The organism is Duganella sp. BJB1802 (genome assembly GCF_013369445.1).
In the GTDB taxonomy this organism is placed as follows: Bacteria; Pseudomonadota; Gammaproteobacteria; order Burkholderiales; family Burkholderiaceae_D; genus Rugamonas; species Rugamonas vulcania_A.
In genome coordinates, this window is the sequence record NZ_JABWEF010000008.1 from 129626 (window position 1) to 142236 (window position 12611).

The window sequence follows — 12611 nt, forward strand, 5'->3', positions numbered from 1 at the left end:
CCCGCTATTGCTGCGGCTAAGGGTGTTGCAAAATAAGGCTGACCAGCTGCTGTGGCGGCAAGGTCAGGTCCAGGCGCAGGCCGGCTTCGTCGGCCTGCAAAGGTTCAAGGTCGCGCAACTGGCTGTCGAGCAGGCTGGTCGGCATGTAATGGCCGGGGCGGGATTGCATGCGGCTTTCGATCACTGCGCGCTCACCGCTCAGGTGGGCAAAGCGCAAGTCCGGGTCGCCCTGGCGCAGCAGGTCGCGATAGCGGCGCTTGAGGGACGAACAGGACAGCACCAGCCCCTCGCCCCGCTGCGCTGCTTCGCGGATCTTGCCCTGCAGCGTCAGCAGCCAGCCGGCGCGGTCGTCGTCATTGAGTGGAATTCCGGCCGACATCTTGGCGACGTTTTCCGCCGGGTGAAAGCTGTCGCCCTCCAGGAACGGGTATCCGAGCGCGGTGGCCAACCGGGCGCCGATCTCGCTCTTCCCGCAGCCACTGACTCCCATGACCACCCACCGATATACTGCTTTATTGTTCACACTTGCTCCTGATTTGTTAGCGCTAACATGTGATGCAGTGTAGCGGCTCATCAGTTTTTGTAAAGAATAATCAGTGGTGCGGCGCAGCAAACGTGGTTATACGGGGACGTTGGGACGAAATCCGGCACAACCCCGGATCTGGGGCTTGAAAAATCCGGACGGCGATGATAGCGCTATCAGGCGGTAAGCCGCCCGCAGGGGCGGCGCCGGTCAGTAGGCGGTCTGCGTGTAGGGACGGGCGGCGGCGCCCCTGCCCCATGCGGTATCGGGCTTGCTGGACATTGTGAAAACCAGCTCCCCGCCGGCGGTGATCTGCTCGTGGCGCAGGAAGGTCTGCGCCAGCGGCTTGCCGTTCAAGGTAACGCCGGAGACGTAGATGTTCTCCGCGCTCAGGCCCACGCTGCGGATGGTGAAGACCTTACCGTTCGGCAGATTCATCACGGCCTTGTCGATGAATGGGCGGCCGATCACATACTCGTTGCTACCCGGCGCGACCGGATAAAACCCCAGCGCCGTAAAGGCCAGCCACGCGGACATCTGTCCCAGGTCGTCATTGCCGGAAAGACCGGCCGGCGTGGTGTTGTACTGCGACGCGACCACCTGCGTCAGGCGCTGCTGCGTCTTCCACGGCGCGCCCGCAAAGTTGTACAGGTAGGCCACGTGATGCGACGGCTCGTTGCCATGCGCGTAGTGGCCGATCAGGCCGGAGATGTCCTCCATGTGCGCGTAGACCTTCTCATCGACTTTGGCGTCGAACATCATGTCTATCTTGTTCTGCAAGGCCGCATCGCCGCCCAGCATCTTGATCAGGCCCGCGTTATCGTGCGGCATATACCAGGAATACTGCCACGCGCTGCCTTCGGTGTAGTCGCTGCCGAAGTTGGACAGCACCGGATCGAACGGCTCGCGGAAGGTGCCGTCCGACTTCTTCGCGCGCAGGAAGCCGGTCTTGGTGTCGAACGAGTTGCGGTAGTTCTGCGCCCGCTTGTAGTAGCGCGCGGCGATATCCTTGCGGCCCATCTTCTCCGCCATGCGGGCGATGGTCCAGTCGTCGAAGGCGTATTCCACCGTCTTCGACGCCGCTTCCGGCTCCAGGTCGATGGGCACGTAGCCCAGCTTCATGTAGTGCTGAAGCCCGCCGTACGGGCCATATTCCGCGCTGCTGGTCATCGCCTTCAAGGCCTCGTCGGCGTCGAAGCCCTTCAGGCCTTTCATGTAGGCGTCCGCGATCACCGGCACCGCGTGGTAGCCGATCATGCACCATGTCTCCAACCCGTGGAACTGCCACACCGGCAGGATGCCGTATGGGCTGGCCTTCTGCGATTCAATCAGCGACCGCACGAAGTCCACATTGCGCTGCTCCGGCTGGATCAGCGTCAGCAAGGGATGCAGCGCGCGGTAGGTGTCCCACAACGAGAAGGTCGAGTGGAAGCGGAAGCCCTGCGCCTGGTGCACCTCGTTGTCCGGCCCGCGATAGCGGCCGTCGCGGTCCATGAACAGGCTGGGAGCCAGCATGCTGTGGTACAGCGCCGTGTAGACCATCTTGCGCATGTCGGGCGCCGCCTCGATCGCCACCGCGCCCAGCGCCTCGTCCCACGCGGCCGACGCCTTGGCGCGCTCGGCGTCGAAGTCCCAGCCGGGCATCTCGCCCAGGTTGGCGATGGCGCCCTCCTCGCTGACGGCGGATATCGCCACCTTCACCTCAAGCTGGCCGTCGGCCGGCACGCCGAAGTCCAGCGCGCCGACCAGCGCCTTGCCCTCGACCATGGCCTTGTCGCCAGGGCCGCTGCCCGGACCGGCGAAGCCCTTGTATTCGACGTCGGACTCCATATTGCGCAGCGCGCGCGACGTCAGCGGATGCGAGAACGCGACCGCGAAGTACAACTGCCGGCCCGCAGCCCAGCCGCGCGTCTCGCGCATGCCGGTGATGAGCGAGTTGTCGCGCACCCGCAGGCGGGACCACAGGTTCTTGGCCTTGTAATCGTAGATGCTGCTGCGCAGGTCCAGGATCACCTTGGCCGCAGCGCCCTTGGCGTAGCGGTAGCGGTGCAGGCCCACGCGCTCGCTGGCGGTCAGTTCGACATCGACCTCGTTGTCCATCAACTTGACGGCGTAGTAGCCCGGCTCCGCGTGCTCGTCCTGGTGCCGGAAACGCGAGCGGTAGCCGCTGAAGGGGCGCTCCGGATAGCCCGGTTCCAGCTTGGTTTCGCCGCTGTAGGGCATCAGCAGCAGGTCGCCGAGATCCGAGTGGCCGGTGCCGGAAAAGTGCGTATGCGAGAAGCCCAGTATGCTGTCGTCCTCGTAGCGGTAGCCGGCGGCCCACGGGTAGCTTTGACGGAACGGGCGCACCTGCGTGTCGGGGCTCAGCTGGATCATGCCGAACGGCCGCGCCGCGCCGGGGAATGTATGGCCGTCGCCGCCGGTGCCGATGAAGACATCGACGGCAGCAGCGGGCGAAGACGGCTCCGCAGCGGTGGCGGGAAGAGTCGATGCCAGCGCGAGCGCGCCGGCTGCTAACAATTTAGTCGCGAACATACGGCTTCCGGTTGTGAGGTCGATCCAACGTTATAGCGCTGGCCGCCGCACCGGTCAACAGGATGCCGTGTCGATAGCTACTTGTTTAGCGCCGCCGCTAAACAAGCGGCCTATTTATACCACGGACGCGTAATTTGCAGCGGCCGCACATCGAGCCGGAGGTTGAGTATCGAATAGCCCTCCGTCGTGGCGGATGCGTAGCCGATGCTGTCCGCAAGACGGCTGAAGCGGAACTCGAACCCCAGCTCCTGCCGCGCCTCGCCCGGACCGGCGGTGGCGATGCCGGTCGCCTCGGTCTGTGAATTGTCGATCAGCTTTTCCATCAGCACCAGCACGGCGTTGTGGCCGAGGATGTCGGACGTGTAGACCGGCGCCCTCGTTGCGGGCTTTTGCGGATCGAGCTTGCCCCCCTCCACCTTGTCGGCCGATGGCGTGAACTGGCGGCTTGTCAGGTTATAGCGGTCGCCGCGATCCAGGTAGCTGACGCGCACATTCGAAATGTTGAAGTCCCTGGCCCCCGGGTCGACCGCCGCCTGCGACAGATCCATCAGCAGCGCGCCCTGATAGCCGAGCACCTCGACCTCGCGCGCCGCGTTGATCACCATCGCCGTGTTTTCGTCGATGCCCAGTCCCAGCTTGTAGCCCTTCTTCAGCATGGCCGGCAGCATGCGGGCGAAGCGTCCGCGCGCCAGCAGGTGCTGGTCGACGAAAATATCCTTGCCGATAAAGCCCAGGCCAGGCGCCAGCTCGCGCCCATCGTTGACGCCTTGAGCCAGTGTGCCGAACACGGACCTGGTGCTGTCGAACATGGTGCTGCTCATGATCGCCGCGCCCGCGCTGCTGCCGGCGATGACGCCGCCGCGCCGGTAGACATCCCATATCGCCTCCAGCACCGCGCTGCGGCTGCCGTCCGGGCGCACCAGGGCCTGCGTGATCAGCGCCTGGTCGCCGCCGCAAAAATAGACGCCGCCCGCTTCGCGGATCGAACGCGCCAGCGTCGCATCCTCGGCATCGCGGCGGTAATCGCGATTACGCAGCCGCACGGCCAGCGGCACCACGAAGGCGGACGCGCCATAATGATTCAGGTAGTCTGCCAGATGGGCGCCGGAACCTTCAGGATTCGCCGCCGCCGACGGCAGCACCGCGATACGCGCGCCGGCGCCGCCGGCCAGTTGCACAATACGCTGCCACACCACCGCGTTATCCGACCGCAGCGCTCCACCGACGATGACCAGCGAGCCTTGTGGAGCAAGGTCCGCAGCGCCAGCCTGCGCGCACCAGGCCAGGGCCGCCAACAGCAAAATACAAAACCACCTCATTCAACTTTTCCTCTTTGTTTTTCCGTTTCCATCCGAAAGACCGTAAGCATACTGATATTTGCGGCGCATATGGTAACCAATTTTCAGATGACTGGAAGTTACATGCAAAATCGACTACCATGATAAAAAACCAACCGAGAGAATGTTCATGGTATCCAGCATCACATCAGGCGGCGCGCGCAGAATGGAACTGGGCGGCAGCGCGCATGACCACATCAACGCGATTCTCAAGCAAATCAAGACGCTGCGAAAAAGAGCGGAGCAACTCCAGAAGCAGATGTTAAACGAGACCGACCCCGCCGTTCGCCTGCAACTATCCAAGGAAATCATCGACGTGGAACGCACCATCCAGTTGCTGGAACGGCAGATCATGCAGATCGAAGAAGCCGAAAGACGCCGCGCCAAAGCAAGGGAAGAGGCGCAGCATGCAATGGCGGTGGAAAACCAGGCAAGCCCGCATCACCGCAAGACTGGGGAAAACTAATCCGCAGCTCACAAATCCCTGGCTACCCCAGCGAAATTTGGTACCATAGGTGATTGCTTTTTATACCACCTTTATGCGCGAACACCTGCTTACTCCTTCGCTGTCCGCTTCGGCGCCGCCGGTCTCGCTGTATTCGATCCGATCGAGCTTCTTCGTTGCGTTTCTCGGCGGTCCGGCCGCCATCATCCTGTATTCGACGCTGAATTCTTGGCGGCTGCGCCGCGCGCTGGACATCCCGGCCTACCTCATCGCCATCATCCTGTTCGTATTGCTGGTCTACGGCACGCGCGGCGATGTGGCCTACTTCGCGTGGCTGCGGGAACAACTGGGCAGCGACACCACCCGCTTCCTGTCGCGCGGCCTCGCGCTGGCGCTGTGCGGCCTGTTCTACCTGCTGCATAAAAAACAGCACCGCTCGGCGACCCTGTTCGGCAGCAAAGCGCCCTCGCCCTGGATACCCGCCATCGCCAGCACGGTGCTCGGCTACGCCGCCACCGTGGGCGTGGCCGCCCTGCTGCTTCGGGGTGCCGCATGAGCGATACGACCGTACTCTCGCCCCGCGACTACGCCATCCAGCTCAATGGCCTGATCGAGCGCCGGCGCTACCCGCAGGCACGCGCCACGCTGTCCGAAGCGCTGCAGCAGTATCCCGAGGACAGCCATCTGCTGTTCGCTTCCGCCCACATCGACTACCTGACCGGCGACAAGGAGGCGGCGCGCCAGACGCTGCACGCCATCCTTGCGCGGGAGCCGCTGCACTACGCCGCCCGCTCGCTGCTGATCAACGTGTTCGAAGACAGCGAGGAGCTGGAACAGGCCGAGCTTCTCATCATCGAACTGCTGCGGGAATATCCCGAAGAAGCCTTCCAGTACGCGCGCTACGCGATGCTGATGTACCGCACGCTCCATATCGACAAGGCCAAGGAACTGGCGCGCGAAGCGCTGCGGCTGGACCCGGAGGACGAACTCGCGCTGACCGCCTGCCTGATCGGCGACATCATCGACGGCCGTCGCGGCGCCGAAGCCGCAAGCCTGGCGAACCTGATGCGCGGCCATCCTGACAGCCAGACCACGGCGCGCATGCTGGTCAGCCACCTGGTGAGCCGCGGGCACTATCGCGCCGCCAAGCGCATCGCGATCGAACTGCTGCACCTTTACCCGCACTCCACCGAGATCCTGGAGCTGGTGGTCAAGCTGGAGGCGCTGAGCCACTGGAGCATGCTGCCCTTATGGCCGCTGAATCGCTGGGGCTGGGGCGCCTCGGCCGCGTTCTATTTCATCACCCTGCTGGCGATGAACCTGATCCGCAAGGACGCGCCCACCGTCGCCGGCATCGCCACCTGGACCATCCTCGGATACTGCGCCTATTCCTGGCTCTATCCTCCCCTCTTAACGCGCTGGCTGAAACGCCGCGCAGGACTTTAAAACAGCATGGCACTGAAACGCGAAGAACTCGAATCCGCCCTCGTCACCGATCCCTTCAACCTCGGTCATCGCCTCGCCTACGCGCACCTGCTGCTCGACGGCGGCGACGCCCAGGCCGCGCTGACCCAGTTCGAGCTGGCCGAGCGCCAGCGCATCGACGCCGACACCCTCAGCGGCAAGGCCCAGGCGCTGCTGGCGCTCAAGCGCGAAGGCGAGGCGCTGGTGGCCTACGTGGCGGCGCGCCAGCACACCGGCTTCGAACCGATCGAAGCGCTGGAGAACCTGGCCCAGCGCGCGCAGCCGGCGTCGGCGCCGGCGCTGTCGCTGGTGCGGCCGGCGCAAAACGTCGCCGCGCTGCGGCCCCAGTCGCCGCAACAGGTCCGCTTCGCCGACGTCGGCGGCATGGAGGAGCTGAAAAAGACGCTGCGCCTGCACATCATCGAACCGTTCCTGCGCCCCGGCCTGTTCGCCAAGTTTAAGAAAAGCGGTGGCGGCGGCATCCTGCTGTACGGGCCTCCCGGCTGCGGCAAGACCATGATCGCGCGCGCCATCGCCAGCGAATGCAACGCTTCCTTCGTCTCGGTCGGCATCAGCGAAGTGCTCAACATGTGGATGGGCGAGAGCGAACGCAATCTGGCGCAGCTGTTCGAAAAGGCCCGCGCGCAGAAACCATGCGTGCTGTTTTTCGACGAGCTGGATGCGCTGGCGTTCTCGCGCTCCAAGGCGCAGAGTGAGCATAGCCGCACCATCGTCAACGAGTTCCTGTCGCAGCTGGACGGCTTCGAACGGGACAACCGCGATGTGCTGTTCCTGGCCGCCACCAACATGCCGTGGGACGTGGACCAGGCGATGAAGCGCACCGGCCGCTTCGCGCGGCAGCTGTTCGTCCCGCCGCCGGACGAAGAAGCGCGCCGCCACATCATCGACATCAAGCTGCGCGACATCCCGGTCGAAGGCATCGACGTGCCGGCGCTGGTGGCCGCCACGCCGCACTATTCGGGCGCCGATATCGATGGCCTGATCGACCTGGCCAAGGAAAGCACGCTGCACGACATCCTGGCCGGCAATCCGGAGCGCCCCATCGGGCCGGCGGACATGGCGTATGCGCTGGACCTGATGCAGCCGTCGACCGTGGAATGGCTCAAGACCGCGCGCAACCTGGTGCGCTATTCCGGCAGCGACGACAGCTATCGGGATGTGGAAAAATATCTGAAGAAGACCAAGTTTCTGTAGCAAGCGCCGGCCGTTCGTCAATGCAGGCCATAAGGGAGATTGCCATGACACGTACACACCTGACCAAGCTGGCCTGCATGCTGGCCTTGTGCGCCTCCGGCGCCGCCTCGGGCATCGACTTCTACAACAAGGGCAACGAGCCGGGGCGCCCGTTCTCGCTGGCGGTGCGCGCGGGCGACTATGTGTTCGTGTCCGGCCAGCTGGGCACCGGGCCGAATGGGCTGGTCAAGGGCTTCGAGGCCCAGTCGAAGCAGGCGATGGACAACATCGCCGTCATCCTCAAGGGCTTCAACCTGGGCATGGACGACGTGGTCAAGTGCACCATCATGATCGCGGACATGGCCAAGTGGGAGGACTTCAACAAGGTCTACGCCAGCTACTTCAAGCCCGCACGCCTGCCGGCGCGCAGCGCGCTGGGCGCCAACGGCCTGGCGCTGGGTGGCGAGGTCGAAGTCGAATGCATGGCCTACGCGCCACGCCGCTAGCAGAAATTGATATAGCGCAGATACGCTTTTGCATTAGAATCGTCGTCTTTGCTTACCACCCTAGGGGATTCGATGGCTGATGGGAAGAATGAACTCAAACGCGGCCTGAAGAGCCGGCATATCCAGCTGATCGCGCTGGGCGGCGCCATCGGCACCGGCCTGTTCCTGGGTATCGCACAGACCATCCAGATGGCCGGGCCGTCGGTGCTGCTCGGCTACGGCGTGGCCGGCCTGATCGCCTTCTTCATCATGCGCCAGCTGGGCGAAATGGTGGTCGACGAACCGGTCGCCGGCTCGTTCAGCTACTTCGCCGACAAATACTGCGGCCACCTGGCCGGCTTCATGTCGGGCTGGAATTACTGGGTCTTGTACGTCCTGGTCAGCATGGCCGAGCTGTCGGCGGTGGGCATCTACGTTCAATACTGGTGGCCCGCGATCCCGACGTGGATGTCGGCGCTGGCCTTCTTCGTCGTCATCAACGCCATCAGCCTGGCCAACGTCAAGGCTTTCGGCGAGATGGAGTTCTGGTTCGCCATCATCAAGGTAGCGGCCATCGTCGGCATGATCGTGTTCGGCGCCTACCTGCTGATCTCCGGCGACGCTGGCCCGCAGGCCACCGTGGCCAACCTGTGGCGGCACGGCGGCTTCTTCCCGAACGGGATCGGCGGACTGGTGATGGCGATGGCCGTGATCATGTTCTCCTTCGGCGGCCTGGAACTGATCGGCATCACCGCCGCCGAGGCGGACGATCCGTCGCGCACCATCCCCAAGGCCACCAACCAGGCCATCTACCGCATCCTGATTTTCTACATCGGCGCGCTGGGCATCCTGCTGTCGCTGTACCCGTGGGAGAAGGTCGTCACCGGCGGCAGCCCGTTCGTGCTGATCTTCCATGCGCTGAACAGCAACCTGGTGGCCCACGCGTTGAACGCCGTGGTGCTGACGGCAGCGCTGTCGGTGTACAACAGCGGCGTGTATTCCAACACCCGCATGCTGTACGGCCTGGCCAAGCAAGGCAACGCGCCGCGCCTGCTGCTGAAGGTGAACCAGCGCGGCGTGCCGCTGGCGGCGCTGGGCGTTTCGGCGCTGGCGACCGGCATCTGCGTGGTCGTCAACTACTTCATGCCGGGCAAGGCCTTCGGCTTCCTGATGGGCCTCGTGGTGTCGGCGCTGATCATCAACTGGGGCATGATCAGCTGGATCCACCTGCGCTTCCGCGCACAGAAGAAGGCCGACGGCCAGGCCACCGCCTTCCGCAGCCTGGGCTACCCGCTCACCAACTACCTGTGCCTGGCCTTCCTGGCCGGCATCCTGGTGGTGATGTACCTGACGCCGGACCTGCAGTTGTCGGTCTACCTGATCCCCGTGTGGCTGGCGGTACTGGGCGCGGGTTACTGGATACGCCAGAAAAACGCGGTGGCCGCGCCCCGTCAAGCCGAGTCCTAAGCAACGGCGCTGGGTTGCTGCGCCGGTTCAGCTCCGGCTGAGCGCTTCGATGGCCTGCACCAGCCGGTCCAGCTGAATTGGACTGGTGAACAGCGCCGGCGTCACGCGCACGCAGCTGCCGCCCACGGGTCCATTGCGGGACACGGTGAAGATGCCGTGTTCGTCCATCAGCCGCCTGGCCAGGCGCTGGTTGTCTTCCTTGCCGGTCTTGCCGTCGAAGCGGAATGAGGTGCTGGCGCCGTACATGGCGGGATCGTCCGGCGTCAGTATCTGCAGGCCCTTGACGCCGCGTACACGCTCCACCCAGTAGCTGCGCAGGTATTTGAGCCGCGCCGATTTATTGGCCACGCCGATCTGCTCGTGGAAGCGGAACGCCGCCGGCACAGTCATGGTGTTGGCGGAATTGACCGTGCCCGAATGGACGCGGGAACGGATGTCGGTGGCCGCATAGTCCTGGTCCGACATGTGCACCGCGATGTCCGGCAGCCGCGCCTTGCGGATGTACATGAAGCCCACGCCCAGCGGCGCCCCCAGCCACTTGTGCAGATTGAAGCCGATGAAGTCCGCCTTCAGGTCCGCCACCATGAAATCGGTCTGACCCCACGACTGCGCGGCGTCGGCGATGACGTCGATGCCGCGCTGGCGCGCCATGTCCACCAACTCGGCGACCGGCAGCACCAGCCCGGTGCGGTGGCTGATGTGGGTCAGCAGCAGCAGGCGTGTGCGCGGGTGGCGCCGCATCGCCTCCGCGTAGGCGTCCAGGATGGCCTGGCGGCTGGGCGGTTCGGGGATGCGTACCACGGCGGTCTGCGCGCCGCGCCGCAGCGCCAGCTCGTTCATCGCATATTGGGTGGCGTCGTAATCCAGGTCGGCGTACATGACCGTGTCGCCGGCCTTCACGTGCTTGTAGTTGACGATCAGGTTTTGCAGCGATTCGGTGGCGCCGCGCGTGATGGCGATCTCCGACACGTCGGCGCCGACCGCCGCCGCGATCCGCGCCCGTATCGCATCCATGCCGGCGCCGTCGAACTGCTGGCGCAGGAAGCGCGAGGTGTTCGCGTTCAGGTAGTCGATATTGCGCTTGTAGTCCTCGGCCACCGGGCGCGCCATCATGCCGAAGTAGCCCTGCTCCAGATTGATGAAATCCGGCGCCGGATCATATTGCGCGGCCACCTTGGCCCAGTAGGCTTCGTTGCGGGGCTGGGCCTCGGTGCTGGGCGGGAGCTCGGCCAGCGCCGGCTGCGAGATGAGCGAACCGCCGGCAACGCCGGCGGCTGCATGGAAGAAATTGCGGCGTGTGAGCATGCGTACTCCTGTCGGCCTGTGGAAGCGTCCAATATAGCACCGACAGGAGCGGTTTTCAGATGGTTTCGCTCTCGCGCACCGTCAGCGGACTGGCCAGCGCAAAGCGGGCGATATCGTCCTTGCGCATGAAGGCCACGCCTGGCTTGCTGCGCACGTAGGTCAGGAACTCGTCCCAGATCCGCACCATCTGCGGCGTGCCGCTGATGCGGTCGTGCGCGCTGATCGACATCATGCGGCGGCGCGTTCCGGCTTCCTCGTAGAGCTGGTCGAACTCGCCCTTGATCTGCGCCAGGAAGGCCTGCGGCGAATAGTTGCGGCCTTCGATCAACAGGATATCGTTGTTCCGCAGCGTGTACGGCACGACGACGAAATCCTTGCCGTTCACCTGTTCGATAAATGGCTCGTCGCGGCTGACATCATCGATATGGTAGATGAAGCCCAGCTCCTGCAGCAGCGACAAGGTGTTCGGCCCCCGGCGCAGCCAGTTGCAGTTGTAGCCGACCGTTGTTTCGCCGGTCTCCTGCCGCACCATGTCGCGGCCGGCGACCAGGAAGGCCTTTTCGTCCTTGCGGCTCATCGCGTACTGCGAGCTCCAACGCGGTCCGTGGCCCGACGCCTCATGCCCGCGCTTGACGATCTCCTTCGCCAGCGCCGGATGGTGGCGCACCGCCTCGCCGATCATGTGCGACGTGACCTTGACGCCATGCTTGTCCCACAGGTCCAGCATGCGCGGCACGCCTTCGCGATAGCCGTAGGCGAACCAGGTGTTGGCCGCCGCATCCGACGGCACGCTGGCCGGGAAGTCGACCTTGGGGAAGGGACTATCGGCGCCCTTGGGCGGCTGGCCTCCCGCTTCGAACTGCATGGAGATCGAGATCACCAGCCGCGCACCGTTCGGCCAGAAGCCTGCGGAGTCTGGAGCGGCGGCCGTCGCCGACGCCGGATTCTGCGCCTGGACGGCCTGCGTCATGCCGGCGGCCAGCAAGGCCGCGCCACCGGCGGCCTGGGTCAGGAATTGGCGGCGTTGAGGCGCCGCAGTCGGGGTTTTCTTCAATTTGAATCTCCTTATAACAAACCGCCGCCGTCGACATCGACGACCGCTCCGGTCATAAAACCGTTTTGCATCAGCATCATGTAAGCCTGGGCCAAGTCATCGGCTTGGCCAACCCGCCCAACCGGCAGGCCGGCGCCCGCGCGTTCCGCCATCGCCTTGCGCTCGGCCTCGGACATCGGCCCCCACATGCCGGTTTCCACCATCCCCGGACTAACCACATTGACGCGCACCGGCGCCAGCTCCTTCGCCAGCGTCTTGCCGATGGACTCGACGGCGGCGTTCATGCTCGCCTTGACCACGGCGCCCGGCACCGCCTTGCGCGCCAGCAGGCCGGAAGTCAGCACGATGGAACCGCCGGAACGAATCAGGCGCACACCGTGGCGCGCCACCCGCAGCTGCCCAAAGACCTTGACGTTGAAGGCCGCCTGCGCGTCCTCCACATTCAGGTCCGACAGGCGGCTGGACGCGATCACCGGACCGACCGTCGACACCAGATGATCGAAAGCGCCGATATCGGCAAAGAAGCGCTGCACCGCCACCTCGTCTTCCACGTCCAGCTGCCGCGCTTCGACACCGGACGGCAAGTCCGACGCCACGGCACGACGGCCCGCCGCGATCACGCGCGCGCCGGCCGCAGCGGCCTGCCGCGCCACCGCCAGCCCGATGCCGGACAAGCCCCCTACCACAACCACTGTCTGATCTTTCATGCTTGACTCCCAAGGAATGTGCGAACCATTCCATTCTCCCGCTGAAGGAGGCGCCTGATAATTGGCCCGGACCTTGAATGACCTTCAACGCAGGA

The 12611-nt window shown here is 64.6% G+C and carries 12 protein-coding genes; 6 read left to right on the forward strand and 6 right to left on the reverse strand.

Annotated elements, in window-relative coordinates; genetic code table 11:
• Window positions 1-16: 16 nt before the first annotated feature.
• The 3 genes from HUX88_RS14580 to HUX88_RS14590 form a co-directional block, all read right to left on the reverse strand.
• A complete protein-coding gene (locus HUX88_RS14580; protein WP_176362347.1) occupies window positions 17-490 on the reverse strand; it encodes a gluconokinase in 474 nt (157 codons plus the stop codon).
• A 243-nt stretch (window positions 491-733) separates the two neighbouring features.
• Window positions 734-3058, reverse strand: a complete 2325-nt coding sequence (locus HUX88_RS14585; RefSeq protein WP_176362237.1) for a GH92 family glycosyl hydrolase — start codon at window positions 3056-3058, stop codon at window positions 734-736.
• Between the two features lie 110 nt (window positions 3059-3168).
• Window positions 3169-4377 (reverse strand): cyanophycinase, encoded by a 1209-nt coding sequence (locus HUX88_RS14590; protein ID WP_176362238.1) that lies wholly within the window; start codon window positions 4375-4377, stop codon window positions 3169-3171.
• A 142-nt stretch (window positions 4378-4519) separates the two neighbouring features.
• On the opposite strand from HUX88_RS14590, the gene HUX88_RS14595 reads away from it, so the two are divergent.
• The 6 genes from HUX88_RS14595 (at window position 4520) to HUX88_RS14620 (ending at window position 9450) form a co-directional block, all read left to right on the forward strand.
• Window positions 4520-4861 carry a hypothetical protein gene (locus HUX88_RS14595; protein ID WP_217916333.1) on the forward strand — a complete coding sequence of 114 codons (342 nt, stop codon included), beginning with the start codon at window positions 4520-4522 and terminating at the stop codon, window positions 4859-4861.
• A gap of 73 nt (window positions 4862-4934) precedes the next feature.
• On the forward strand, window positions 4935-5396 hold the full coding sequence (locus tag HUX88_RS14600; RefSeq protein WP_217916334.1) for a hypothetical protein: 462 nt from the start codon (window positions 4935-4937) through the stop codon (window positions 5394-5396).
• Window positions 5393-6286 carry a lipopolysaccharide assembly protein LapB gene (locus HUX88_RS14605; RefSeq protein WP_176362241.1) on the forward strand — a complete coding sequence of 298 codons (894 nt, stop codon included), beginning with the start codon at window positions 5393-5395 and terminating at the stop codon, window positions 6284-6286. Before HUX88_RS14600 ends, HUX88_RS14605 begins: the two co-directional genes overlap by 4 nt.
• 6 nt (window positions 6287-6292) lie before the next feature.
• Window positions 6293-7519 (forward strand): ATP-binding protein, encoded by a 1227-nt coding sequence (locus HUX88_RS14610; RefSeq protein ID WP_176362242.1) that lies wholly within the window; start codon window positions 6293-6295, stop codon window positions 7517-7519.
• A gap of 44 nt (window positions 7520-7563) precedes the next feature.
• Complete coding sequence (locus HUX88_RS14615) at window positions 7564-8004, forward strand: RidA family protein (protein ID WP_176362243.1); 441 nt, start codon at window positions 7564-7566, stop codon at window positions 8002-8004.
• Between the two features lie 72 nt (window positions 8005-8076).
• The gene (locus tag HUX88_RS14620; protein ID WP_176362244.1) at window positions 8077-9450 is read left to right on the forward strand and encodes an amino acid permease; all 1374 of its coding nucleotides are present in this window, start codon (window positions 8077-8079) and stop codon (window positions 9448-9450) included.
• 27 nt (window positions 9451-9477) lie between these two features.
• Here HUX88_RS14620 and HUX88_RS14625 read toward each other — a convergent pair whose 3' ends face one another.
• The 3 genes from HUX88_RS14625 to HUX88_RS14635 all read right to left on the reverse strand — a co-directional run bounded on the left by HUX88_RS14625 (window position 9478) and on the right by HUX88_RS14635 (window position 12516).
• A complete protein-coding gene (locus HUX88_RS14625; protein ID WP_117010891.1) occupies window positions 9478-10755 on the reverse strand; it encodes an aminotransferase class V-fold PLP-dependent enzyme in 1278 nt (425 codons plus the stop codon).
• A 55-nt stretch (window positions 10756-10810) separates the two neighbouring features.
• Window positions 10811-11725 (reverse strand): polysaccharide deacetylase family protein, encoded by a 915-nt coding sequence (locus HUX88_RS14630; protein ID WP_373886800.1) that lies wholly within the window; start codon window positions 11723-11725, stop codon window positions 10811-10813.
• A gap of 95 nt (window positions 11726-11820) precedes the next feature.
• A complete protein-coding gene (locus tag HUX88_RS14635; RefSeq protein ID WP_176362246.1) occupies window positions 11821-12516 on the reverse strand; it encodes an SDR family oxidoreductase in 696 nt (231 codons plus the stop codon).
• Window positions 12517-12611: the final 95 nt, after the last annotated feature.

What these genes read in the sequence shown, in the direction of transcription:
- HUX88_RS14585 (WP_176362237.1), bottom strand. Translation starts at nt 3,058, where the DNA reads ATGTTCGCGACTAAATTGTTAGCAGCCGGCGCGCTCGCGCTGGCATCG.
- HUX88_RS14590 (WP_176362238.1), bottom strand. Translation starts at nt 4,377, where the DNA reads ATGAGGTGGTTTTGTATTTTGCTGTTGGCGGCCCTGGCCTGGTGCGCG.
- HUX88_RS14600 (WP_217916334.1), top strand. Translation starts at nt 4,935, where the DNA reads ATGCGCGAACACCTGCTTACTCCTTCGCTGTCCGCTTCGGCGCCGCCG.
- HUX88_RS14615 (WP_176362243.1), top strand. Translation starts at nt 7,564, where the DNA reads ATGACACGTACACACCTGACCAAGCTGGCCTGCATGCTGGCCTTGTGC.
- HUX88_RS14595 (WP_217916333.1), top strand. Translation starts at nt 4,520, where the DNA reads ATGTTCATGGTATCCAGCATCACATCAGGCGGCGCGCGCAGAATGGAA.
- HUX88_RS14635 (WP_176362246.1), bottom strand. Translation starts at nt 12,516, where the DNA reads ATGAAAGATCAGACAGTGGTTGTGGTAGGGGGCTTGTCCGGCATCGGG.
- HUX88_RS14580 (WP_176362347.1), bottom strand. Translation starts at nt 490, where the DNA reads ATGGGAGTCAGTGGCTGCGGGAAGAGCGAGATCGGCGCCCGGTTGGCC.
- HUX88_RS14625 (WP_117010891.1), bottom strand. Translation starts at nt 10,755, where the DNA reads ATGCTCACACGCCGCAATTTCTTCCATGCAGCCGCCGGCGTTGCCGGC.
- HUX88_RS14630 (WP_373886800.1), bottom strand. Translation starts at nt 11,725, where the DNA reads ATGACGCAGGCCGTCCAGGCGCAGAATCCGGCGTCGGCGACGGCCGCC.
- HUX88_RS14610 (WP_176362242.1), top strand. Translation starts at nt 6,293, where the DNA reads ATGGCACTGAAACGCGAAGAACTCGAATCCGCCCTCGTCACCGATCCC.
- HUX88_RS14620 (WP_176362244.1), top strand. Translation starts at nt 8,077, where the DNA reads ATGGCTGATGGGAAGAATGAACTCAAACGCGGCCTGAAGAGCCGGCAT.
- HUX88_RS14605 (WP_176362241.1), top strand. Translation starts at nt 5,393, where the DNA reads ATGAGCGATACGACCGTACTCTCGCCCCGCGACTACGCCATCCAGCTC.